General features: G+C 40.8%; 15 protein-coding genes. 6 read left to right on the plus strand and 9 right to left on the minus strand.

From position 1 onward, the window contains the following. Nucleotides 1–51 precede the first annotated feature (51 nt). The 6 genes from ACTHN6_RS09715 to ACTHN6_RS09740 all read right to left on the minus strand — a co-directional run bounded on the left by ACTHN6_RS09715 (nucleotide 52) and on the right by ACTHN6_RS09740 (nucleotide 11,740). Nucleotides 52–1,455: a glycoside hydrolase family 30 protein gene (locus ACTHN6_RS09715; RefSeq protein ID WP_440435559.1), complete on the minus strand. Its 1,404-nt coding sequence runs from the start codon at nucleotides 1,453–1,455 to the stop codon at nucleotides 52–54. Nucleotides 1,456–1,470: 15 nt separating this feature from the next. Continuing rightward, nucleotides 1,471–4,800: a VCBS repeat-containing protein gene (locus tag ACTHN6_RS09720; RefSeq protein WP_440435560.1), complete on the minus strand. Its 3,330-nt coding sequence runs from the start codon at nucleotides 4,798–4,800 to the stop codon at nucleotides 1,471–1,473. Between the two features lie 6 nt (nucleotides 4,801–4,806). Beyond that, a complete protein-coding gene (locus ACTHN6_RS09725; RefSeq protein ID WP_440435561.1) occupies nucleotides 4,807–6,075 on the minus strand; it encodes a multiheme c-type cytochrome in 1,269 nt (422 codons plus the stop codon). A 67-nt stretch (nucleotides 6,076–6,142) separates the two neighbouring features. Then, a complete protein-coding gene (locus tag ACTHN6_RS09730; RefSeq protein WP_440435562.1) occupies nucleotides 6,143–6,994 on the minus strand; it encodes a LamG domain-containing protein in 852 nt (283 codons plus the stop codon). 21 nt (nucleotides 6,995–7,015) lie between these two features. Continuing rightward, nucleotides 7,016–8,590, minus strand: coding sequence for a RagB/SusD family nutrient uptake outer membrane protein (locus tag ACTHN6_RS09735; protein WP_440435563.1), 1,575 nt, complete (start codon nucleotides 8,588–8,590; stop codon nucleotides 7,016–7,018). A gap of 18 nt (nucleotides 8,591–8,608) precedes the next feature. Then, nucleotides 8,609–11,740: a SusC/RagA family TonB-linked outer membrane protein gene (locus tag ACTHN6_RS09740; RefSeq protein ID WP_440435564.1), complete on the minus strand. Its 3,132-nt coding sequence runs from the start codon at nucleotides 11,738–11,740 to the stop codon at nucleotides 8,609–8,611. 304 nt (nucleotides 11,741–12,044) lie between these two features. Between ACTHN6_RS09740 and paaA the strand changes: the two genes are divergently transcribed. The 6 genes from paaA to ACTHN6_RS09770 all read left to right on the plus strand — a co-directional run bounded on the left by paaA (nucleotide 12,045) and on the right by ACTHN6_RS09770 (nucleotide 16,079). Continuing rightward, the gene (paaA, locus tag ACTHN6_RS09745) at nucleotides 12,045–12,992 is read left to right on the plus strand and encodes a 1,2-phenylacetyl-CoA epoxidase subunit PaaA (protein ID WP_440435565.1); all 948 of its coding nucleotides are present in this window, start codon (nucleotides 12,045–12,047) and stop codon (nucleotides 12,990–12,992) included. Between the two features lie 82 nt (nucleotides 12,993–13,074). Beyond that, on the plus strand, nucleotides 13,075–13,452 hold the full coding sequence (gene paaB / locus ACTHN6_RS09750; RefSeq protein ID WP_440435566.1) for a 1,2-phenylacetyl-CoA epoxidase subunit PaaB: 378 nt from the start codon (nucleotides 13,075–13,077) through the stop codon (nucleotides 13,450–13,452). A gap of 79 nt (nucleotides 13,453–13,531) precedes the next feature. Beyond that, on the plus strand, nucleotides 13,532–13,930 hold the full coding sequence (locus ACTHN6_RS09755) for a four helix bundle protein (protein WP_440435567.1): 399 nt from the start codon (nucleotides 13,532–13,534) through the stop codon (nucleotides 13,928–13,930). After that, the gene (gene paaC / locus ACTHN6_RS09760) at nucleotides 13,914–14,717 is read left to right on the plus strand and encodes a 1,2-phenylacetyl-CoA epoxidase subunit PaaC (protein ID WP_440435568.1); all 804 of its coding nucleotides are present in this window, start codon (nucleotides 13,914–13,916) and stop codon (nucleotides 14,715–14,717) included. The genes ACTHN6_RS09755 and paaC overlap by 17 nt, the downstream gene beginning before the upstream one ends. Nucleotides 14,718–14,735: 18 nt before the next feature. Beyond that, nucleotides 14,736–15,260 carry a 1,2-phenylacetyl-CoA epoxidase subunit PaaD gene (gene paaD, locus ACTHN6_RS09765; RefSeq protein WP_440435569.1) on the plus strand — a complete coding sequence of 175 codons (525 nt, stop codon included), beginning with the start codon at nucleotides 14,736–14,738 and terminating at the stop codon, nucleotides 15,258–15,260. A 48-nt stretch (nucleotides 15,261–15,308) separates the two neighbouring features. Further along, nucleotides 15,309–16,079 carry an enoyl-CoA hydratase-related protein gene (locus tag ACTHN6_RS09770; RefSeq protein ID WP_440435570.1) on the plus strand — a complete coding sequence of 257 codons (771 nt, stop codon included), beginning with the start codon at nucleotides 15,309–15,311 and terminating at the stop codon, nucleotides 16,077–16,079. Nucleotides 16,080–16,107: 28 nt separating this feature from the next. Here ACTHN6_RS09770 and ACTHN6_RS09775 read toward each other — a convergent pair whose 3' ends face one another. The 3 genes from ACTHN6_RS09775 to ACTHN6_RS09785 form a co-directional block, all read right to left on the minus strand. Continuing rightward, entirely contained in the window at nucleotides 16,108–18,501 is a 2,394-nt protein-coding gene (locus ACTHN6_RS09775) for an ABC transporter permease (RefSeq protein ID WP_440435571.1), read from the minus strand. Nucleotides 18,502–18,565: 64 nt separating this feature from the next. Next, nucleotides 18,566–19,810, minus strand: coding sequence for a beta-alanine-activating enzyme beta-propeller domain-containing protein (locus tag ACTHN6_RS09780; protein ID WP_440435572.1), 1,245 nt, complete (start codon nucleotides 19,808–19,810; stop codon nucleotides 18,566–18,568). 195 nt (nucleotides 19,811–20,005) lie between these two features. Continuing rightward, nucleotides 20,006–22,468 (minus strand): ABC transporter permease, encoded by a 2,463-nt coding sequence (locus tag ACTHN6_RS09785; protein WP_440435573.1) that lies wholly within the window; start codon nucleotides 22,466–22,468, stop codon nucleotides 20,006–20,008. Nucleotides 22,469–22,475 lie beyond the last annotated feature (7 nt).

A 22,475-nucleotide genomic window follows, 5' to 3' on the forward strand; every position in this document is an offset into this window, starting at 1 on the left:
ATTAGTCTCAAGCGCATTGCCCTTCGACCATCGCTCAAATCATTTCTGCAATCACCATATATAAGTAGCCGCAGCGCCTGCTGGTAAACTGGCCAGCGCTGTTTTATCTTTAAACTTTATATTAAAGTTTACGGCAGAAGCGCCATCATTCAATACGAACAAAACCTTTCTGCCTTCGGGTGTTTTAAAGGCTACATTATATAAACCACCTATTGCATTTGAATTAATTCTTACCGAACCTGCGGGAACAAATTTGGCTATCTGTGCAATAATGTAATAGGCTACATTTCTTGTAACGCTTCCATTGATAGTTAAAGCACCTTTGCATTGTGTGCAGCCGCCCGGCGTGTGCGGCCCGAAAGATGCATCGTTTGCAAGGTTCCATTCAAGTGCAACACGGCTCCAGTTATTCATGGAACCTACTATCACATTTTTTACATGCCACAAAAAGTCGCCGGCAAATTGCCCTTCTGATGAGGTCCATTGTTCTGTAAAATAAACATGCTTGTCCGGAAAAGCATTATGCACCGTTGATAAAGCGCTTATATCTCCGGCATATAAATGAAAGGCAGATCCATCAACATATTTCGCGGCGTCTGCATCATTCAGAACAGTCATTGGATAATCAGGCTTATCGCAATTGTGATCGTAAATAATGATTTTGGTGCTGATGTTTGCCGCAGCAAAAGCAGGTCCCAGGCTGTTTTTGATAAAGTTTGCCTGGTCGCCGGCAAGCATCAGCATGCTTGGGTTATTGCCCGGATGCAGCGGTTCATTTTGCGGCGTGATGGCATCTACCGTTATGCCTTCTGCTTTCATGGCCTGTATATATTTCACAAAATACTGTGCATATACATCATAATATTTGGTGTATAAACTGCCGCCAATACTTTTGTTGTTATCCTTCATCCAGGCAGGCGGGCTCCAGGGTGTTGCCAGTATTTTTATGGATGGATTAATAGCAACGATTTCTTTTAATAAAGCAATAAGTTCTTTATCTTTTTCAAGGCTGAAGTGCTCAAGGTTTACATCGCCGGCCACATCATCATAACTAAAAACTTCAGCATTTAAATCTGATGCGCCAATGCTGATGCGGAGATAGCTTATGCCAACCGAGTTGGATGCGCTGCCAAACAACTCCTGCAAAAGATTTGCTTTAGCTGTTGCATCAAGCGAGTTAATGGCCTGCGCACTGCCGCCGGTTAATGTATAGCCAAAACCGTCAATGGTTTGATAGGTTATTGTACTGTCAACTGTTATAGTTGAATAAGAATTAGCAGTTGCATTAAATACAACTGAAGGTTGTTGCAGCAGTAAAACAGTTTGATCGGCTTTTGTTAACCAGACGATGGCTGAATCCGGGTTAACCGCCGGTGGTTGTTCACCATTATTTGAATTGGTGTTTTTGGAACAACCTGTAAAAGTTAATGCGGCCAATAATAAAAAAATATTCATACGCATATATTTAATTTAGTTTTTAATTGGCGTGCCGGTTTTATAAAATAATAAGCTGTTATTGTTCCGGGCAATTACTAACAGCTTTTCTCCGTTAACCGTGTTTAGCCATTTTATATCGCGAACCTCTCCCTGTACATCGGGTAATATCGCTTTGGTAATATTAGTTTTTTCATCCAGAGAGAATATGGTTGGGAAAAGTGCATCATATCTTCCTTCATAAGGCATCGTTCCATAAAAGTTTCCGCCAGCTATATACATGCTGCCAGGCAATTGTGCAAAAGCAAAGACGGGCGCCTGCTGTAAATGATTGTTTAAATCTGCTTTCGTAAAGTTGCCCTTACCATCGTTTATAAAACATGCAGCGCCCAAAGTTTCAGCGCTTAATGCTGTAAAGTCTTTAAATAAATCATAGAATATATAATCAACCGTTTTACCGGCTACCTCTGCATACGTGGAATAATATTTTTGCAACACGGGCATAACTTTCTCCAGTTGATCTTTTGCAAGAAATGTATATTCTTTGCCATCAATCGTATAACATAAAAGCTGTTCAATAACACCATTACCATCAAAATCCTTCACATATAATTTCAAGGACCCGGCTTTTCCTGCCCATAGTTTTGAATTATATCCCCAGTTGCCTGCAAGAATATCCATGTTGCCATCATTATTTACATCTGCTGCAAAAACGGATTGCCATAAACCGGTTGAATGTGCAATATCTGTTGTTGTGAATTTCCCATGATCATTCATAAAAATCTTTACGGGCATCCATTCGCCTGTTACAACCAGGTCTGCCCACCCATCATGATTAAGGTCAGTAAACATTGCTGATGTTACAACACCAAGATTAAGCAGCTTTATAGTTTCATAACTTGCTTCTGTAAACTTTCCATCGCCATTATTTAAAAAAAGAAATGAATTTTGCGGCAGGCCAAAATCGTTCGCCAGCGTACTTTCAATGGTACCAATAAAAATATCCGAATCGCCATCATGATCCACATCAGCCACAGCAACACATGATTTGTTATATAACTTCTGCACCAGGAAATCTGTTTTCTTTATAAAATGGCCTTTGCCATCGTTCACATACAAACGGTCTTCAAGCAATAAAGGCGATTTGCCCTGCGGTTCGCCGCCACCGCTTATAACAAGCAGATCTTTCCATCCATCATTGTTGGCATCAAATATTACCGCGTCCATATCTTCATACGGTGCATCATGGTTGAATGTTGCTGTATCTGCAGCTTTAAATGTGCCGTCTTTTTGCTGCACCATCATGGCACCGGTATTATAGGCTGCACCGCAGGCATAAAAATCATCAAGCCCATCGTTATTAATATCGCCCACAGCAATCTTTGGCCCGCGGGTGCTTTCTTCATGTGGAATTAAATACTGCACATTAAAATCAGAAAAATTATCTTCTATATGTTTCCAGTTACAGCTAACCTGTGCTGTTACATCTTGAAGTAACGGCTTTTTGGGAAGGAAAAACCGGGCGTATTGAAATGAATCTGCAGCATTTTTTTCTTCAACAATCAAAGGTTTATTTGAAGCTATATTGTTTATAAGCTGATATTTTTGATTAGGCCAAACGATCAAAACGCTATCGATAGTTTTAATGGTGCCCAAACCAAAATGCAATTTTGTATCGCATGAAGATTGAAAGCCCCTTGTAAGCATTAACTCCCCATACTGCATTTGATTTGTATGTATGCCTGCGGAATCTGTATGCGTGAAAACATATGCTTTTGCGCCTATACCAAACTTATTCATGCCTTCTCCTTCAAAAGAGATATTGAGTGCATTTTTATTTTTTGATGTGTTCTTCAGCACAACAGCAGGCGCGTTAATGCAGTTTATAACAAGATCAAGATTGCCATCACCGTCAAGATCCGCATAAGCAGCGCCATTATAATATCCTTTCATTTTGCCGGTGCCCCAATCATTGCTTACATTTTTGAAGGAACCGTCTGCATTGTTTTTAAAAAGAAATGGATGTGAGGCGCCATCAGGCATTTTTTCCAGCGTTATTTTATCATACGCATCTGAAGTATTACGATCAGTTTTTGCAGCAAGGTCTGAAACAAATTTTACATAATCCATATCCACCGGCCGCTTTACAATGCCACTTGAAATAAACAAGTCTTTATTGCCATCATTATCAAAGTCTGCAAACAATGGCGACCAGCTCCAGTCGGTTGCGGCAACACCGGCCATTAAAGCAACATCGCTAAAACTTGCACCATCCCCATTATTCTTTTGCAAACAATTACGTGAAACCTGCTCATGGTAGCCATTTGATCTTATTTTGAAATTATACAACTCAACACTCTCATCGCTGCCATACATCTTCACTGTTTTTTCATCGGGCGGCAACATATCAACCGTCACAACATCAGGTTGTCCGTCATTGTTATAATCGGCAATATCGTTGCCCATGCTAAATCGTGAATAATGCCCGAAATGTTTGGCACCGCTTTCTGTAAATGTGCCATTACCGTTATTGATATAATAATAATCGTTCTCATGAAAATCATTGCCGATATAAATATCATCCCATCCATCATTGTTCATATCTGCAACAGAAATGCCCAGGCCGTAACTGATATCGTTTTGATAAATGCCTGCTTCTTTTGAAACATCCGTAAATTTTCCGGTTGTATTTAAATCGTTCCTGTATAAATGATCGCCTGCTTTTACATCAATATCATAACGATGGCTGGTATCAACTATATACCTGCCGGGATTTTGTTGTGATTGGTTCAAAACATAACAATCCAAATCACCGTCGTGGTCGTAATCAAAAAAAGCAGCCTGTGTGGAATAGGCTTCCAATGCCAATCCATATTTGCCTGCGCTCTCGGTAAAAGTATTGTTGCCGTTATTGATGAATAATTCATTTCTGCCTTTTAAATGATGTTCGCCGGTCATGGCGCATACATAAATATCCAATAAGCCATCACCATTCACGTCAGCCATTGCAGCACCGGTGCACCAGTCTGAAGTGCCCGCCACGCCTGCTTTCTGAGTTATATCCTCAAATTCAAAATTGCCTTTGTTCAGGTATAATTTATTGCCGGCATGATTGCTTGCCGTAAAATAAATATCAGGCAAGCCATCACTGTTTATATCACCAATAGCAACGCCGCCGCCGTTATAATAATAGAGATAGTATAATATGCCGAAAGCACGATATTCTTCAGGTTTATTTACAAAACTGATATTTGTTTTTGATGAGGATAATTGCTCGAAAACACTGCCTGAATTTTTACAGGCTGTTATCGATGCACTTATTATAAGTAAGATAATAAAACTGTTTCTGTAACTTTTAAAAGCCATTTGTTGTTATGATTTCTTCTTTACAGAAGATGAATTTTGTTCTATAAATTTTTTTGTTTCATCGGTATAGATAGCAATGTAATGCGTTCTCATTTTTGCATTTACTGTTTGTTTGTTCTGCAGTAGGAAAGCAATTGAAGTGGATTCCTGCAAGGGCATGTGGCAATCAATACAATTATTCTTTACGACGGCATTTGATAACCCTTCTATTTGTTTATGTTGATTTGTATGACAACTCATACAACGTTGTGAAAATAATGCAATATTTCCCGCTTCATTTTTGTGTGGGTCATGGCAGGTGACGCACGTCATTGTTTTGCTTAGCTGAAAACATTTGCTTGCTGATAAAACGCCCAACTGGTTGCCATGTACATCCATTAAACCTGCATTTCTTGCGGCATCACTTATTGTATAATATTTATTTAAACTGTCGCCTGCAACAAATTGAAAAGGATTTCTTTTTGCTTCCAGGCGGCCTGCATGGCATGCACCACAAACATCAAGCGATAATGATGTTGAAAGTTTACCCGGGTTAATAATAAACATCGCAACCGTATCTTCCGGATGTTTGATTTGATAAGCCACATGTTTTGCAGCGGGGCCATGACATCTTTCGCAGCCAACCGTTAATATCATTTTGGTTGAATCAAATGCAGGCGGCACATCAGGATTATAATTGATGGCTTCGGCATACGTGCTGTGGCATTCAAGACAACGTGTTGTAACAGGCCTGTTGAAAATGATAGGCGACAAAGGATAACCCGGGCTGTTTGCCCATTGATGCACCTGCGTGAAATAGGAAACCGGCAGCTCAATAATATGATCGCCAACCCACGACAAAAAGGTTTGCCCGTTTTTGCCCGATCCAATTACAATATCAAACTTCCTGCTTACCACTTCTTTGTTGTTATGATAATACACCTGATAAAAGCTATCGTTATGTTTTTCGAGTTTTACAGTTTTGCCAACATCGTACTGAAAACCGTTTTTGCCGGTAACAAAACTGCCTTTTATTGTTTGGGCCGAAGCTGTTTGCGAAGTATAAAAATGAAATGAATTAAAATAATTTTCTGTTATCGTTTTATGGCAACCGGCGCATGTTTGCGAACCGGCAAACTGATCAAAAGTTACCGTATCAATAATGCTGTTTGATACAGTTTCATGTGGATGGTTATTTTTATTTTGGTCGCTGATGCATTTTGAAAAAATTATTAAGGCTGTTATCACCAAAGTGCTTATAAGAAAGGTTCTTTTATTTTGAAAGACTTTAATCATTATGCTTATCAACAAAATTAAAAAGCTGCTTTTTTACAGCAGCTTTTTAATCAATAAAGAGAAAATATTATTCTTTATTATCGTATAAACTTTTGACATCGGCTGCGGAAAGTGCCTCGCTATATAACCTGAACTGATCAATAGCACCATTAAAATTACCCATCCATGTTTGTCCAATATCATCAGGTGTTTTACCTAAAGCATACATACCGGGGCCTCCAACAACAAGGCCAGCGAGTGAAGAAAAATCTAACTTACCGCCGTTGTTATTAAATTTTCCAAAACCGTCAGGTAAATTCGTAGGTGCAGCACCGTCAACATAGGGTGTAAGAGTTGAACTTGCTGAATCAAAAACAAACGCAAGATGATGCCAGTTACCATCTAAAACATGTGGCATCCTTTTATCAATATCAGATGTTTTTGTAAATTCAAACCACTGATCGTTCAGATAAAATTTGGCAGCAGCCGAATCTTTTGAACTTGGGTTACCTGCATCTTCAAATTCCAGGAAAATATCCTGGGCGGTCCAGATATCTTTGGAAGTTGCAAAGCCGAATGCAAACGTAGTGCCGCCACCAGCTGCATTAGGCCCGTCTTTTTTTATCCAGAAAGCAATTGTAAAACTGGTTGACGTATTAAAATCATTTCCTGAAGGATAAACAATGTGACCATCTGCATCCGCGCTCATTGCCTGGCCGGAAACGCCATCAACATAATTCACATTAGTGTTTGTGCCAAAATTTGCTTTCGTACTGTCAACATTAGTTCCATCTAAAGCAATGAAAAACTTCAGCGGGCCGCCGGGAGGATTGGCATCTTTGGGATAATCGCCCAAAGGCGGCTGTTCCATTTTCTGGCAGCTATTCATAAATAAGCCGATGAAAAAAAGCAGCGCAATATTTCTTATAATGATTTTCATATGTATAATCATTTATTAGTATTAATAATTTGGATTTTGCACCAATACGCCGCCGGAGAGATCAATAGCAGGCTGCGGAATCGGGTACCAGGCATTCCTGGGCTGATAACCTAAAGTGCCCAAAGCACTTTGTGCATCACCCCATCTTACAAGATCATAAAAGCGATAGCCTTCCATAGCAAATTCCCACCGGCGTTCATTCTTGATGGCAATACGCATCTGGCTTTGGCTGATAAACGGAACAGGTGGAAGCGCATTAGGATCGGAACCTGAATTTCTTGCCCTTGCCCTAACCTGCTCCAGCATGGCAGCTGCTGTAGCACCATCGCCTAATTCGTTGGAAGCTTCTGCCATCATCAGCAATACATCTGCATAACGAAGGATGCGATGATTGATCCAGTCTGCAGCGCCGGCATTATTTATTTGTCCCGTATAAGAACGCATAGCAGGATCGGAGTAAACTTTTTTATTCCAGTAAGGCTGATCCAGGAATCCCGACTTACCGAGCGAATCTTTATTATAAGGCGGTATGGTAGCGCCGTAACCACCTTCAGCAGAACCGCCGTCGAATTCACCTGAATATAAAACTGTCATATTCTTCCTGGGATCGGCAGCGTTCCAATCATTGACAAGATTTTGGGTGGGCACATTCCAGCCCCAACCGAGGTTCCATTCAACAGAAGCGCCACCCTGCCGTATATTTTGAGATGTGCCCCAGGCAACACCATAATTAGGTGTTCCGTTTTGGCCTATCAAAGCCTGCATCTCGAAAATTGACTCTTTACTATTTTTACCGGCGCCGCTTAGCCCATCCTTCCACACATCATAAAATTTGGGCAACAGGGCATACTCACCTGAAGCAATTACCTCCTGGCACAATTCTTTTACCCGCTGCCAGTTTTTCCTGAACAGGTATGTTTGCGCCCACAAAGTTTTCGCAGCTCCGCTCGTTAAACGCCCCGGGTATTGGGAATTGCCCTGTGCATCATTCCAGTTTAAAGGCAGGTACATGGAAGCGGTATCAAGGTCTTTATCAATCTGCGCATAAATATCATCTACCTTAGCCTTGGGCCTGATGCCATCTGCCGGGTTTGTATAGTAATAATTAAGCAGCGGCACTTCGCCATAAGCTTTTACCAGGTCAAAAAAGGAGTAGGCCCTGAAAAAATATGCTTCACCCACATTCCTGAGAGATGCTTCATCCGTTACCCCGAGAGAATCGGCAGAAAACAGTTCTTTATTTGCCAGGTAGATCATGGTATAATGATCATTCCAGTAAGTATTGGTAGCCCAATCGTTCTTGGTATATTGAAAGGTTTCAAACTCTGCATTTATTTCAGCGCCATCCGTTTGGCTGCTTCCTTTTTGTGCATCATCATCGCGAATGCTGTGAAAGTCAAGCCAGGGCAAAGATGAAAAACCTGCGAGGCTTCTTAAATTACTGTATAAACCAAAACTTTGCGCTTCCAATGTACCCTGCTTCAGGTCATCGTAAGTTGCTGACAAAGGTTTCCTGTCAAGAAATTTTTTACAGCTACCCAATACAACGCTCGTGCCCAGGGCAATTAAAACAATATAAATATTTCTCTTTTTCATATTAATGCGTTATAAAAATTAAAAGGTTGCGTTTAATCCGAATGTAACCACCATTGGTATAGCGCCACCGGCTGCATCATAACCAAAAGAAGTGGCATCTCCGCCATATTCTGCTGTGTAGCCTTTATTATGTTTCCATGTAATAAGGTTTTGTGCATTGGCATAAATCCTTATTCCTTTAATATGCAGGCTCTGCAGCATATTTTGTGAAAAGCTGTAGGACAACTGGATATTTCTCAACCTGAAATAGCTTCCGTCTTCAATATTATAGGTAGAGCCCTGGTAATTAACACGGTCTTTTTGGCTGATAATCGGTTCCCAGTTAGAAGTGCCTTCACCATGCCACCTGTTTAACTGGAAGGCGGCGTAGTTTACCCGCTGGAAAGGAGATTCCAGCGAATTCCAAACCCTGAATATTTCATTGCCATAAACGCCTGCACCATCAATATCTAATGTGAAATTTTTATAAGTAAGGCTTACAGAGGCGCCGTACATAAAATCGGGTGATGGGTTTCCTATAAACGTCCTGTCGCTGGCATCAATAACGCCGTCTCCATTTAAATCTGCATATTTTCTGTCACCAGGCCTTACTTCGCCTAAAGATGATTGGCTTGGAGATTTAATAATATCAGCGTAAGACTGGAAAATTCCTATTTGTTTATAACCGAAGAATGAGCCAATCGGGTGGCCAGGGGCTGTGCGGCTAACAGCCGTACCATTATTTTGTGAAGCCCTGTCAATAATCCCGGAAGGAAGATCTTCTGCCAGGGAAACCACTTTATTCTGCATAAAGGTGATATTACCGGAAAGGCTGATACTGAAATCTTTGGAGACACTTTGGTTCCAGGTGGCGAGGAATTCTTCCCCGGTATTGCGCAATGAACCTCCGTTAATTATTTCATCAGGCAGGCCTATAGGCTGCCTGTTTACATACGTCATCAGGTCTTTGGTTTTCCTGGTATAATAGGTTCCTTCAAAATGCAGCCTGTTGTCAAACGCATTTAACTCAATGCCAATATCTGCAGCATCAACTGTTTCCCAGTGCAGGTCAGGATTTACCAGGTAACTTGCCTGGGCTGCATTAAATACATAATTTCCGAAAACAGCAGCAATGTCTGGTCGAAGTGATGGATAAAAAGGATAAGGAAGCGGGTTACCATCAGAGCCGTTAGGCGTGCTTTGGTTACCCAATACGCCAATAGTACCATGTATTTTAAGATAATCGAATATTTTCTGGTCTGCCATAAAGTTTTCCCGGCTTATATCCCAGCCCGCGCCCACAGCCCAGAAAGCCTGGCTGCGGTTTTGAGGAGGCAATTGGGATGAGGCATCGTTGCGGAAAGAAGCATTAAGAAAATACTTGTTTTTATAACTATATAGGGCCCTTGCGAGTTCGGATACCGTTGTCCTTTCATACTGTGAACCTGTAGCCAATGTAAGCGCATCGCTTTCAAAACCATTATTCAAATACCAGAATCTTTTATCATCAGGAATGGGCAATGAACCGGGCGTATTGGATGGTTTTGCTGTGCCGCCGCGGTTAAAATTGCCAAAATAATAAGTGGTAAAACCAGCGGTTACAGTGAGCTTGTGTACCCCGCCAAACGTATTGGTGTACGTTAAAATCTCATCCTGCTGATACTTTTTATAGGTTTGATTATTCTCCTCCACCTGGGTTGACTGGCTATATAAATAAGGCGTATTATTAACTGGATTATAAGCATAATACAACGGTGTATATTTCCGGTAATCTATATAACTCTGGTCTGCATAGAAGGTGGAACGGAAATTAAGTTTGGGGGTAATATTTATATCGGCATAAATGCTTCCTACATACCTCATTTCCTGGTTAATTACTTTGTTCCAGGTGTTTTCAACTTCCAATAAAGGATTTACAACACCTGAATTTTGAAGCGCCACATCCAGGCCCGAATACAGGTTCTGGCTGATGGTATCGGTACCATACGGGTTTTGTACAACAAATGGCTGCCGGCCGGCAGAAACCTGTGGCATAACTTTTCTTGCATTATCCAATACGGAACCGGCGTCATAAGGGTTATTGGTTCTGGCTACATTCAGGTTAAACCCAACTTTTATAACCTTATTGAATTTGTATTCATCATTCACATTAACCGTCATCTTGGTTAATTTCTGGCGGATGATGATGCCTTCATCATATATGTAACCCAAAGACATACCGAACTTATTCTTCTCTGAAGAGGAATTTACACTCAGGTTATTATTGCTGAACTGGCCAGACCTTGTAACAACATCTATCCAATCTGTATTGGCGGTTAAAAAAGAATAATCCGGGGTGGGGGCATTGTTATTATCATTCTCTTCCTTAAACAGCATATCAAAGCCGGCAGCATCCACCATTTTTATTTTATTAACCAATTTTTTAAACCCGTAAGAAGTATTAAAGTTTACAATGGTTTGCCCGGATTTTGCCTTTTTTGTGGTGATTACAATAGCACCGGTTGCACCCCTTACACCAAAAATTGCCAGGGAAGACGGATCTTTCAGCACTTCAATAGACTGTATATCATTTGGGTTGAGGTAATCTATATTATCATTTAAAATTCCGTCCACCACATATAATGGATGCACCTGGCCGATACTTACCGTACCGCGAATCCTGATATCGGGCGCTGCACCCGGCGTACCATTATTTACAACCGAAAGGCCGGTAACCTTTCCCTGTAATGAAGCTACCGGGTTTGGATTGGGCTTGTCAGCAATTTCTTTACCTTCTATGGTAGAGATAGATCCCGTGAGGTCTCTTTTCTGTGCAGTACCATAACCTATAACCACTACATCTGTTAGCTGGGAAGAGGAAGAGCTTAACGATATATCAATAGTGGTTCTGTTTCCAACATTTACATCCTGTTCTTCAAAACCAACATAAGAGAAAGTAAGTACATCAGAAGAAGAGGCATTTATTTGGTAAACACCTTCGTTGTTTGTAACCGTTCCGGTTTTGGTTCCTTTTTTCTGTACAGAAACTCCCGACAACGGCTTGCCGCTTGAATCTGTTACTGTACCCGAAACGAGGCTCTGAGCCTGTGCATGACTATTCAAAGCACACAGCAGCATTATAGTAAGCATTGCTGTTATACTTAGCCAACATTTGCGTTTAAAATAACTCATATAGCTGTTCAATTTTATTTGAGAGGTTAAAAGGCCCTGGTGCAATCCACAGAAGTAATTCTTGAATTATTAATAACTTGATTCTACAAGCAAACTCTAATAAACCATACTGGATTAATAAAGAGGCGGCAGGTTTATTCGCTAACACTATTAGACACACCTTACGCAAACAGTGCTGCAAACCATTATAAATTACTTAAACACAAAGCGATTACACACTGTTTCTATAATAAAAGTTTAGCTGGAATACTTTACAATATTCTAATATTACCTAACAGTCGTTAGTAAATCTTATTTTTGTTATATGCAGTCATACGAATTTGAAAACAGGTTTCAGCAAAAGATAGATGCTGAAATTAAAATTGAACCGAAAGACCGGATGCCGGATGCTTACCGCAAAACCCTGATCCGCCAGATAAGCCAGCATGCGCACAGCGAAATTGTGGGCATGCTGCCTGAGGGTAACTGGATAAGCCGGGCGCCATCTTTAAAGCGTAAAGCCATTCTCCTGGCCAAAGTGCAGGACGAGGCGGGGCATGGCCTCTATCTTTATTCGGCCTGCGAAACGCTGGGCATAACCAGGGAAGAAACCATAAGCGATTTACATAGCGGCAAAGCCAAATATTCTTCCATTTTTAATTATCCCACCTTAACCTGGGCCGATATTGGCGCCATTGGCTGGCTGGTAGATGGCGCTGCCATTTTAAACCAGGTAATGCTTTGCCGCACCTCGTATGGACCGTATGCAAGGGCCATGGTAAGAATTTGCAAGGAAGAAAGCTTTCACCAGCGGCAGGGCTTTGATATTTTGCTTACCTTAAGCAACGGAACGGAGGCTCAAAAAGCAATGTGCCAGGATGCGATTAACCGCTGGTGGTGGCCATCGCTCATGATGTTTGGGCCGAGAGATTCGGAGAGCACCAATTCAGATCAAAGCATGAAGTGGAAGATCAAGCGCAAGACCAACGATGAATTGCGCCAGCAGTTTGTGGATATGTGCGCCGAACAGGTAAAGGTTTTAAATATGGTTTTGCCTGATAAAGATTTACAATGGAATGCAGCAAGACAGCATTATGATTTTGGCGAAATAGACTGGAATGAATTCTGGAACGTAGTAAAAGGCAATGGACCCTGTAATAAAGAAAGGCTGGAAGCACGTCGCAAAGCACACAATGATGGCGCCTGGGTTCGCGAAGCGGCAGCAGCCTATGCGGCAAAACAAGCAAACAAACAGGAAATAAAGGCAGCATAGGATTGAACTTCTATTGATTCAATGTATGAACTGAACATGTGTTTTTTTAATAGGGAAGAACGAGTTCTATAAATGATTTGTTATGCAACAGTTTTTTAAAAAATATTATTACGGCGATATACCTGATGACACTTCCGGAAGTGCTTTAAACCTTCCCGGATCTGCAAAAGATTCAGACCGCGCTTCCTGGCCTTTATGGGAAGTATTTATTCGCAGCAAACAAGGCCTGGATCATAAACATGCCGGCAGCCTGCACGCCGCAGATGCGCAAATGGCTATTGAAAACGCCCGGGATGTTTACACCCGCCGCAATGAAGGCGTAAGTATTTGGGTGGTTGAAAGCAAATACATCCACGCCTCTAATCCTGATGATGCGGAAAGTTTTTATGAGCCTGCCAGTGATAAGGTTTACCGCCATCCTACGTTTTATGATTTGCCGGAAGAAGTGAAGCATATTTGAGGTTCGTTGAAAAGTTGATTGGTTGAAACAGGGAATTAGGAATAGGGGAAATTTGTAATTTGGTAAAAAACTTGTCGATATGAATTATCGTGGCTACAAAGATCCGGAATGCTACAAGCAGGGAAGGGAATTAAAAATTTATATTTCAACACTTGCAAAAAAATTTCCAGCCTATGAAAAGTTTTTACCTGCAGCACAAATTCTTGATTCTTCAAGATCCATTGCAGCAAACATAGCCGAAGGATATGGCAGATTTACTTATTCCGACACGAAAAATTTCTTCATTATTTCAAGAGGTTCCCTAACCGAAACAATGGAACATCTTGCAACAGCCTTTGATGAAAATTATATTCTGAATGAAGAATTGAAAACAGGAGAGGAAAAATGTGAATTAGTATTCAAACTTATCAATGGCTACATCAGTTACCTCGATAAATCTAAAAGTCAAATTAAAAAACGCAATGAGCCTAATTCCTGATTACCAATTCGTTATAACCTATACCCTCCACCTCGCCGATAACGCCCTTATCCTGGCGCAGCGCAACAGTGCCTGGTGTGGTCACGGGCCAATACTGGAGCAGGACATTGCCATCACTAATATTTCATTAGACATTTTAGGACAGGCAAGAAATTTTTATCAATACGCAGCCGAACTTATTAACCACACCACTAATAAACCACTCAATTATTCAACCATTCTACCCGCTACTGAAGACACACTTGCCTACCTTCGCGACAGCCGCGATTTCAAAAACTGCCTGCTGGTGGAACAGCCAAACGGCGATTGGGCAAAAACCACATTACGTTTGTTTCTTTTTAGCAGTTATCAATATTTGCTGTACGAAAAATTGCAGCATAGCCGTGATGAGCGGCTTGCAGCCATAGCCGTAAAGGCATTAAAAGAAGTAGCGTACCATGTGCGGTGGAGCAGTGAATGGGTGATACGTTTGGGCGATGGAACAGATGAAAGCCATCAGCGCATGGAAAATGCAATTGACGAACTTTGGCCTTATATTGATGAATTATTTATAAACGCAGCATATGAAGAAGCATTGCTTAAAGAAAATATTGCGGTTGATGTTTCAGCGTTAAAAGCAAAATGGTTAGAAAAAATTTTAACCGTTTTCAACGAAGCCACTTTGCAGGTACCGCAAAATGTGTTTGTAAGAACCGGCGGCAAGCAAGGCATTCATTCAGAACAATTGGGTTATATACTTGCAGAAATGCAGTTCATGCAAAGAGCGTATCCAAATTCAACCTGGTAAGCCCTGAAGGAAGTTATTATGATTCGTGAAAAAGATATAACAGAAGATGCCATACAGCAGATATTGGAAACGGTAACCGATCCCGAAGTGCCTGTATTGTCAATTATTGATTTAGGTATTATCAGAAAGATTGAAATATTTGATGCTGTTCAAAAACCGCCTCAAGGTGGTTTAACTATTTGCATCACGCCAACCTATACCGGCTGCCCGGCAATGGATGTAATTAAAACAAACATCAGGCTTGTATTACTGGAACATGGTTTTAATAACGTTGAAATAAAAACCATTTTATCACCAGCCTGGACAACCGACTGGATGACGCAGGCCGGCAAACAAAAATTAAAAGCATATGGTATTGCACCGCCCAATATAAAACAGCAGGTTTGCACACTCGAAGCATTTCAAAAAGATGAAGCGGTACAATGCCCGCATTGCAATTCTTATCACACACATCTCATAAGCCGGTTCGGCTCCACGCCCTGCAAAGCATTATATAAATGCGATGATTGCCTGGAACCGTTCGATTATTTTAAATGTCATTAATTCGCACTTTATTTTCAAAATTATTTGACCAAATTATTTGTTTTAATTATGTCAGCTATTCTATTTGAAGTAAAGGACAACATTGGTTTTATAACATTAAACCGTCCCGAAAAACTAAACGCATTTAACCGCGAAATGGCTTTGTTGCTACAGGAAAAATTAGATGAATGCAATAACTCAAAAGAAGTACGTTGTGTTTATATAACGGGCAGCGGAAAAGGTTTTTGCGCCGGGCAAGACCTTGCCGAAGTTTCAGATTCCAGGGAAATGAATATCATTCTAAGGGAACAATTCAATCCCATTGTTTCAAAAATCCGCAAGCTCGAAAAACCTGTTATTGCCGCCATAAACGGCGTTGCTGCGGGCGCTGGCGCCAACATAGCTTTATGCTGCGATATCATTGTTGCAACAGCATCAGCATCATTCATACAGGCATTCAGCAAAATTGGTTTAATACCCGACAGCGGCGGCACATTTATGTTACCACGATTAATCGGCTGGCAAAAAGCAAGCGCTTTAATGATGACAGGCGATAAAGTAAGCGCTGACGAAGCAGAGCGCCTGGGCATGATCTATAAGGTTTTTGCAGATGATGTTTTTGACGTGGAAGCAAAGAAGCTCGCTGCAACACTTGCTGCCATGCCCACCCGCGGTTTATGGTTTACCAAGCAGGCTTTAAACTGGGCATTAAGCCACACCTGGTATGAACAGCTTTCCAATGAAGATAAACTGCAGCAGCGTGCGGCTGATACCTGCGATTTTAAAGAAGGTGTTCAGGCTTTTCTTGAAAAAAGAAAACCGGTGTTTAAAGGAGAATAGTTGAATAGCTGCGAGCTTTTAAATGCTCTCATTCACTTCTTAACGCTTTTACCGGGTTAGCCGTTGCGGCTTTAACCGCATGAAAACTTACAGTGAGCATTGTGATGATCAATACCGTTAATGCGGATAATAAAAACGGTGTTGCCGATAAGCCTGTATTGTAAGGAAATATTTTCAGCCATTTATCCATAAACAGGTAGGCGATTGGAAACGCAATAAGGCAGGAGATACCAACCAATGCAATAAAATTTCTCGTAACAAGCGGCACGATCTGCCCCACGCCTGCACCCATAATTTTTCGTATGCTTAATTCTTTCTGGCGTTGTTGTGTGGTGAATGCAATCAATCCCAATAAACCAAGACAGGTAATGGCAATGGTAAGAATTGAAAATGCTGTAAATATCTTACCACGCTTTTGATCGGCGGCATATTGCGAATCAAAATCCTGGTCGAGAAAAGTATATTGAAAAACGATATCAGGAAATGTTTTTTTCCATGCGCTTTCAATTAATTTAACAACAGGTGTTATATTCTGTGCATTCAGCTTTAGCTGTACGCTGTTGCTTACCGGCTGATAAAAAAGCATAAGCGGTGCAATGGGATTATACAATGATTGCTGGTTAAAATCTTTCACCACACCTATCACTTCAAGATAATTGCCTGAGGTATCGCCTGCAAACTTAACACGCTTGCCAATAGCGTTATCTCCCCAGCCAAATTGCTGCACCATTTTTTCGTTTACAATAATGCTGCGCAACGTATCGGAAAGGCCCGTAAAATTGCGGCCCTTCGCCATTTTCATTCCAAGCGTGTTAATATAATTTTCATCAATGGCATAATTGTTTACACCCTGTTCAACAAAACCGTTTTTTGATTGCACGGAAAACAGTTGCAGGTTAATATTCTGGCCCGGCACCGCCTGCGCCGTGCTTACTCCTGATACCTGCGGCATATTACGCATCTCGTTAGTAAACGCAGTTATTTTGCTGTGCATGTTGGGGCCATTAATTCTAAGGTTCATTACCTGTTCTTTATTAAAGCCAAGGTCTTTATTGCGCAAATATTTTAACTGGCCATATACTACCCAGGTACATATAAGCATTATCATGGCAATTGAAAATTGCACCACTACCAGCACACGTCGCAGCGTTACATTGCCTGATGCCTTTGAAAGGCTGCCTTTGAGAATGTTTACCGGGTTGAATTTTGAAAGATAGAATGCGGGATAGCTTCCACCTGCCAAACCTGTAAACGCGGCAACGCCTAATATTATCAATAATGTTTTTGGCTGCAATAATGCAGTGAATGAAATAAACTTGCCGGAAATGGTGTTGAAAGCCGGCAATAACAATGCAATAATGCCGATGCTCAATAGCAAAGCAAAGCAGGCGGTTACAACAGATTCAACAAGAAACTGTGCCACTAATTGTTTTTGCGTAGAGCCCGCTACTTTTCTTATCCCTATTTCTTTTGCCCTCCTTGCAGAACGCGCTGTGGTAAGGTTCATATAGTTAATGCAGGCAATTAGCAACATAAAAAATGCTACTGCTGCAAAGATGTAGATGTATGACATGCTGCCCAGCTCTTCCGGTTCATTATCTGTATCTGCATGCAGGTGGATGGCTGTAACGGGTATAATACCAAACCTCATTTTTATATTGAACTGCGCAAATATGGAGGCAAGGTATTTATCATAAACAGGTAATAATTTTTTTTCAAAGGCGGCTGCACTGGTATTTGGTTTAAGCAAAACATATGTATAGAAACCAAAGCCGCCCCAGTTATTGGCAAAGTCGGCAGGCAGCGAACTTCTTGAAATTAATATATTGAAAAGAAGGTGTGAGTTTTTTGGAACGTCTTTTATAACCGCAGTTATTTTATATACATCACCGTTCACGTTCTCCAGCGTTTTTCCAACATAACTTTTATTTTTTCCAAAAAACTTTTCGGCAACAGATTGTGTAAGCACCATGGAGTTTGGCGCTACCAATGCTGTTTGCGGGCTGCCCTCCATAAATTTATGTGTAAAAACTTTAAAAACATTGCTATCAGCAAAAAACACTTTGTTCTCATATAAACGCTGGTCGCCATTTTTATACATGATATCACCGCCGCCGCCTGCACCAAAAAAACGAACGGCCTCTTCCACTTCAGGATAGTCTTTGCTTAAAGCTTCCGCCATTGGAAAAGGCGTTATGGCCCATCGCATGGTGTCTTTATCGGCCTCTTTTACATAGGCATTTACGCGATAAATGCGGTCAGCTTTTTCATTATACCGGTCATAACTTAATTCGTCAATAATATAGAATATTAATAACAGGCTGAATGAAATACCAATAGCAAGCCCGAGAATATTCAAAAGGCTGTACCATTTATCTCTTTTTAAGTTGCGCAATGCAACAAGCACAAGGTTTTTTAGCATAATGAGCTTTGTTTAATTGTTATCAATTTTCATTTTTACATGTGCCTGTATAAAAAAAGTTTAATTATCCCAACGCATAAATGTACCCGTCTGCACTGCCAAAGTAAAGCGTGCCTTCATCTATCCAGATGGTTGAAAAGATGCTGCCCATTTTCAAAAACTCCGTATAAAGCGGCGTTGCATCATCTTTATATTTTTCAATAATGTCCGCCCTTATTTTATCTGAATTATCCATAAAATCATGGTAATGTTGTTTGCTGAGATCGGTCTGAAAGAGCTTTGAGACTTTGCCTGAAATAATATCGAGCTGATAAATCATTCCATCAATGCAACCAAAATAAGCAGTGCTGTCGTTTAATGATGCACTGCTGAAAACATTTAAAGGTACCGGCGTATCGTACAATTTAAACCCGTAAGTTTTTCCAAAACCAAGTATGTTGTGCGAGTCAGACATAGTAACAATTAACCGTTTTTCTGAAAGGCTTGGCACACTCGTCCAGCTTCCGGGCTGATGGTAAACCCAGTGGCCGCTGCCATCTTTTATTTTCAATGCATATACATTGTAATCCCTTGAACAAAAAAACACCGTGCTATCGTTAACCGTTGCATTAAATTGTACTTCGCCCAAAGGAAAATTATGCTCACCTATGGTATTGAACTTCCAGCGCAGCGTTCCATCTTCATTAAGGCAATAAAAGAAACCATCAAAGCTGCCTGCGAGAATTTCATCATCCGTAACAGTTGGCGATGCATGAACAATGCCACCTGTTTTATATTTCCACAAAAGTTTGCCAGACCGCTGGTTCAATGCATACAGGTAACCATCGCCGCAACCGAAATAAACGCGATTATTATTAACGGCAGGCGATGACTGGTAATAATCCCAGGCATCATAAAACTTCTCTCCTGCTGTTTTAAATTGCCATTGCTGCCTGCCGGTTGCTGCGTCAAGCGCATAAAAAATGCCATCCGTGCTTATAAAGAAAACCATGTTATTATCTATGGCAACGGATGAGCGTATTTCACCGCCCGTTTTAAATGTCCATATAACAGCGCCATTGGTTTTATTTAATGCATAAATATTGCTGTCGCACGAACCTGTAATAAGCATATTGCCGGAAAGAACAGGCGAAGCAAATACGTGGCCACTGGTTTTAAATTTCCATTTAACAGCAGGCGCATTACTTACCGGTTTTGCTGATGTAAAATTCTTTCTGTCAGGTGTTCTGCAGAACTGCTGTGCATGTACATGATTCAATAAAAGCCATGCTGCTAAAATTGCAATACATCTGTCTAAAAAAATTTTCATACCATCTTGCCGGTTGCGATTTATCTTTCAACTTACTGCGCTTTTATATTTCAGCAACAGGTAAACACATAAATGGTTGAATATTTATTTTGCAGGCAAATTACGTGAAATATAGCTGCGCGCTTTTGGCTTTACGTTAGTTAATTCATTTTCGTTTTCTCATCATTCACTATTGACTATTCACCATTCACCTCATCATTCCGTTCTCAAGCTCTTAACCGGGTTAGCTATGGCTGCTTTTATGGTTTGCACGCTTAAGGTTATAAGTGCAATCATCAGCATGCCAAAACCACACAAAGCAAATATCCACCAGCTCATGGTTGTTCTGTAGGCAAAATCTTCAAGCCATTTATGTGTTGCCCACCAGGCAACAGGCGCAGCTATTACAAAAGCAATCAATACCAGTTGCACAAAATCCTTTGACAAAATAGAAATGATATTGGCAATCGTTGCACCCAATATTTTTCGTATGCCGATCTCTTTTGTGCGTGTATTGATGGTGTACATTACAAGGCCTAATAAACCCAGGCAACTGATGACCACTGATAAACCTGTTGCCCATCCCAGTAAGCTTGCAGTACGCTGTTCCGTTTCATAAAATTTCGCAATAGTGTCATCTAAAAATTTATAACTGAAATCTTCTTCCGGGTATAAGCGGTGATATGATTTTTGAATTTGTGCAATAGTGTTTGGCCATGATGTGCCCGCAGCTTGCGGCTGCAATAAAATATGAAAGAAATAACTCCTCGAATCAAGGCTGGCAAATACCAGCGGGCCAACTTCTGCATGAAAAGACTGCTCATTAAAATCATGCATTACGCCAACAATGGGCAACCTTCTTCCATTAAAATCAAGCAGTTTGCCCAGGGCATCTCCAGGCCTGTTAAAGCCAAGCGATTTTGCATAAGTTTCGTTTATTAAAAACTCTTTAATAGTATCGCTTTGCTGTACATTTCTGCCGGCTAATATTTTTATATTGAACAACTTCAGGTAATTGGTATCGCCCCAGCGCAACTGCACGCTTTCCTTATTATCATTGGCTGCACCGGCATAGCTTATATTGGTAAAAGCAGCGCCCTCATCTGCAGGTGTAAGAAATCCCATGCTCGCCATTTGTACACCGGCCATGTGTTTTATGTCGTTCAGCAATACAGCGCGATGATCAGCCGCTGAATCAGTACGGGGAACATTAAAACTTATAACTGCATCTTTTCTGAAACCCATATCGGCATTCAATGAATAATTGATTTGCCGGCTTACCATTACAGTGGCGATAACAAAGAACTGTGCAATTACAAACTGTGATACCGTTAATACTTTTCTTATCCACGCATGCCTTGTTTCATTGCTGAATGAAAAAGATTGATTCTTTAAAACCTTGACCGGTTTGTAACCTGATAAAATAAATGCCGGGTATAAGCCTGACAAAAAACTTACAACAACAGCAAGCAACAACAAAAACAAAAAAATATAAGGCTGCTGCAACGGTTGAAATTTTAATCCCGGCGGTATGAAATCTGCAAACAGCTTCAACAGCACAGGGGCTAAACAAAAAGAAATAATACCGGCTGTTATAGTAAGCAAAAATGTTTCACCCAAAAACTGAAAGATGAGCTGCCTTTTAGAGCTGCCCATTGTTTTGCGGATGCCGATTTCTTTAGCCCGGCTTGCAGCATTGGCGGTGGTAAGATTAATAAAGTTGATGCAGGCAAGTATTAAGAGAAACGCAGCTACAGCCAGCAGTGAATATAAAGTGGGTTTATGTGCCAGCCGCTGGTTAAAGCCTGCATATAAAGCATTGAAATGAATATCGCTTAACGGTTGCAAATGAAAACGCTGGTAATTAAGTTCATCTTTATGCGCATTCTTATTGTACTTATTAAAAATATTGTTGAGCTGCTTTTCTGAATTGAGAATATTTGTGCCTGCAGCAAGTTTTACATACACGGTTGAATATGCCATCCAGTCGTTCCATACATTCATCATAAAATCGTCCTGCATATGTGTTTGCGCTATCGTGGCAAAAGAGATAAACTCAACGGCATTAATAGAAGTGCGTGCATTCAAATCTTTTACAATACCACTTACTGTAGCCGTAAAATCATCGTTATATTTTATTTGCTTACCAATAATATCATTGATATTAATGGAAGGAAAATATTGCCTTGCCCTGCTTTCTGCAAGCACCACATGAAAAGGATCTTTTAATGAAGATTCGGGTGAACCTGCAACCCACTGAAAAGGCAGCAGGGAAAAGTATTGCGGGCCGGTAAAAACAATATCGGGCTGTTTTTTAAAAACAACAGGTTGCACCGAACCGGTTTTTTCTATACTTACTTTCGCTGTTGCATCGCCCTGGAACTGCATTACAGGAACGGCGGTTTCAATGCCTGTTGCTTCATTCTGTATGGCGGCGCTTAAAGGTGCGGGCACGGCAGCAGAATGGCCATCATTACCATTAAATTTCATGTCCATTACCACACGGTAAATACGGCCTGCATCAGTTTCAGCTTTATCATAACCCAATTCAAACTGAACAATTAAAAAGATAATGAGCGCAGCGCTTACGCCAATAGATAAACCCAAAACATTGATAGCTGTAAAAGCTTTGTTGCGGGCAAATACCCGGAAAGCGGTTTTGAAGAAATTTTTAAACATAAAAAAT

It is taken from the genome of Parafilimonas sp., assembly GCF_051953455.1.
GTDB lineage: Bacteria > Bacteroidota > Bacteroidia > Chitinophagales > Chitinophagaceae > Parafilimonas.

What these genes read in the sequence shown, in the direction of transcription:
- paaB (WP_440435566.1), top strand. Translation starts at nt 13,075, where the DNA reads ATGCAACAGTTTTTTAAAAAATATTATTACGGCGATATACCTGATGAC.
- ACTHN6_RS09725 (WP_440435561.1), bottom strand. Translation starts at nt 6,075, where the DNA reads ATGATTAAAGTCTTTCAAAATAAAAGAACCTTTCTTATAAGCACTTTG.
- paaC (WP_440435568.1), top strand. Translation starts at nt 13,914, where the DNA reads ATGAGCCTAATTCCTGATTACCAATTCGTTATAACCTATACCCTCCAC.
- ACTHN6_RS09730 (WP_440435562.1), bottom strand. Translation starts at nt 6,994, where the DNA reads ATGAAAATCATTATAAGAAATATTGCGCTGCTTTTTTTCATCGGCTTA.
- ACTHN6_RS09780 (WP_440435572.1), bottom strand. Translation starts at nt 19,810, where the DNA reads ATGAAAATTTTTTTAGACAGATGTATTGCAATTTTAGCAGCATGGCTT.
- ACTHN6_RS09770 (WP_440435570.1), top strand. Translation starts at nt 15,309, where the DNA reads ATGTCAGCTATTCTATTTGAAGTAAAGGACAACATTGGTTTTATAACA.
- ACTHN6_RS09785 (WP_440435573.1), bottom strand. Translation starts at nt 22,468, where the DNA reads ATGTTTAAAAATTTCTTCAAAACCGCTTTCCGGGTATTTGCCCGCAAC.
- paaA (WP_440435565.1), top strand. Translation starts at nt 12,045, where the DNA reads ATGCAGTCATACGAATTTGAAAACAGGTTTCAGCAAAAGATAGATGCT.
- paaD (WP_440435569.1), top strand. Translation starts at nt 14,736, where the DNA reads ATGATTCGTGAAAAAGATATAACAGAAGATGCCATACAGCAGATATTG.
- ACTHN6_RS09735 (WP_440435563.1), bottom strand. Translation starts at nt 8,590, where the DNA reads ATGAAAAAGAGAAATATTTATATTGTTTTAATTGCCCTGGGCACGAGC.
- ACTHN6_RS09775 (WP_440435571.1), bottom strand. Translation starts at nt 18,501, where the DNA reads ATGCTAAAAAACCTTGTGCTTGTTGCATTGCGCAACTTAAAAAGAGAT.
- ACTHN6_RS09715 (WP_440435559.1), bottom strand. Translation starts at nt 1,455, where the DNA reads ATGAATATTTTTTTATTATTGGCCGCATTAACTTTTACAGGTTGTTCC.
- ACTHN6_RS09720 (WP_440435560.1), bottom strand. Translation starts at nt 4,800, where the DNA reads ATGGCTTTTAAAAGTTACAGAAACAGTTTTATTATCTTACTTATAATA.
- ACTHN6_RS09755 (WP_440435567.1), top strand. Translation starts at nt 13,532, where the DNA reads ATGAATTATCGTGGCTACAAAGATCCGGAATGCTACAAGCAGGGAAGG.
- ACTHN6_RS09740 (WP_440435564.1), bottom strand. Translation starts at nt 11,740, where the DNA reads ATGAGTTATTTTAAACGCAAATGTTGGCTAAGTATAACAGCAATGCTT.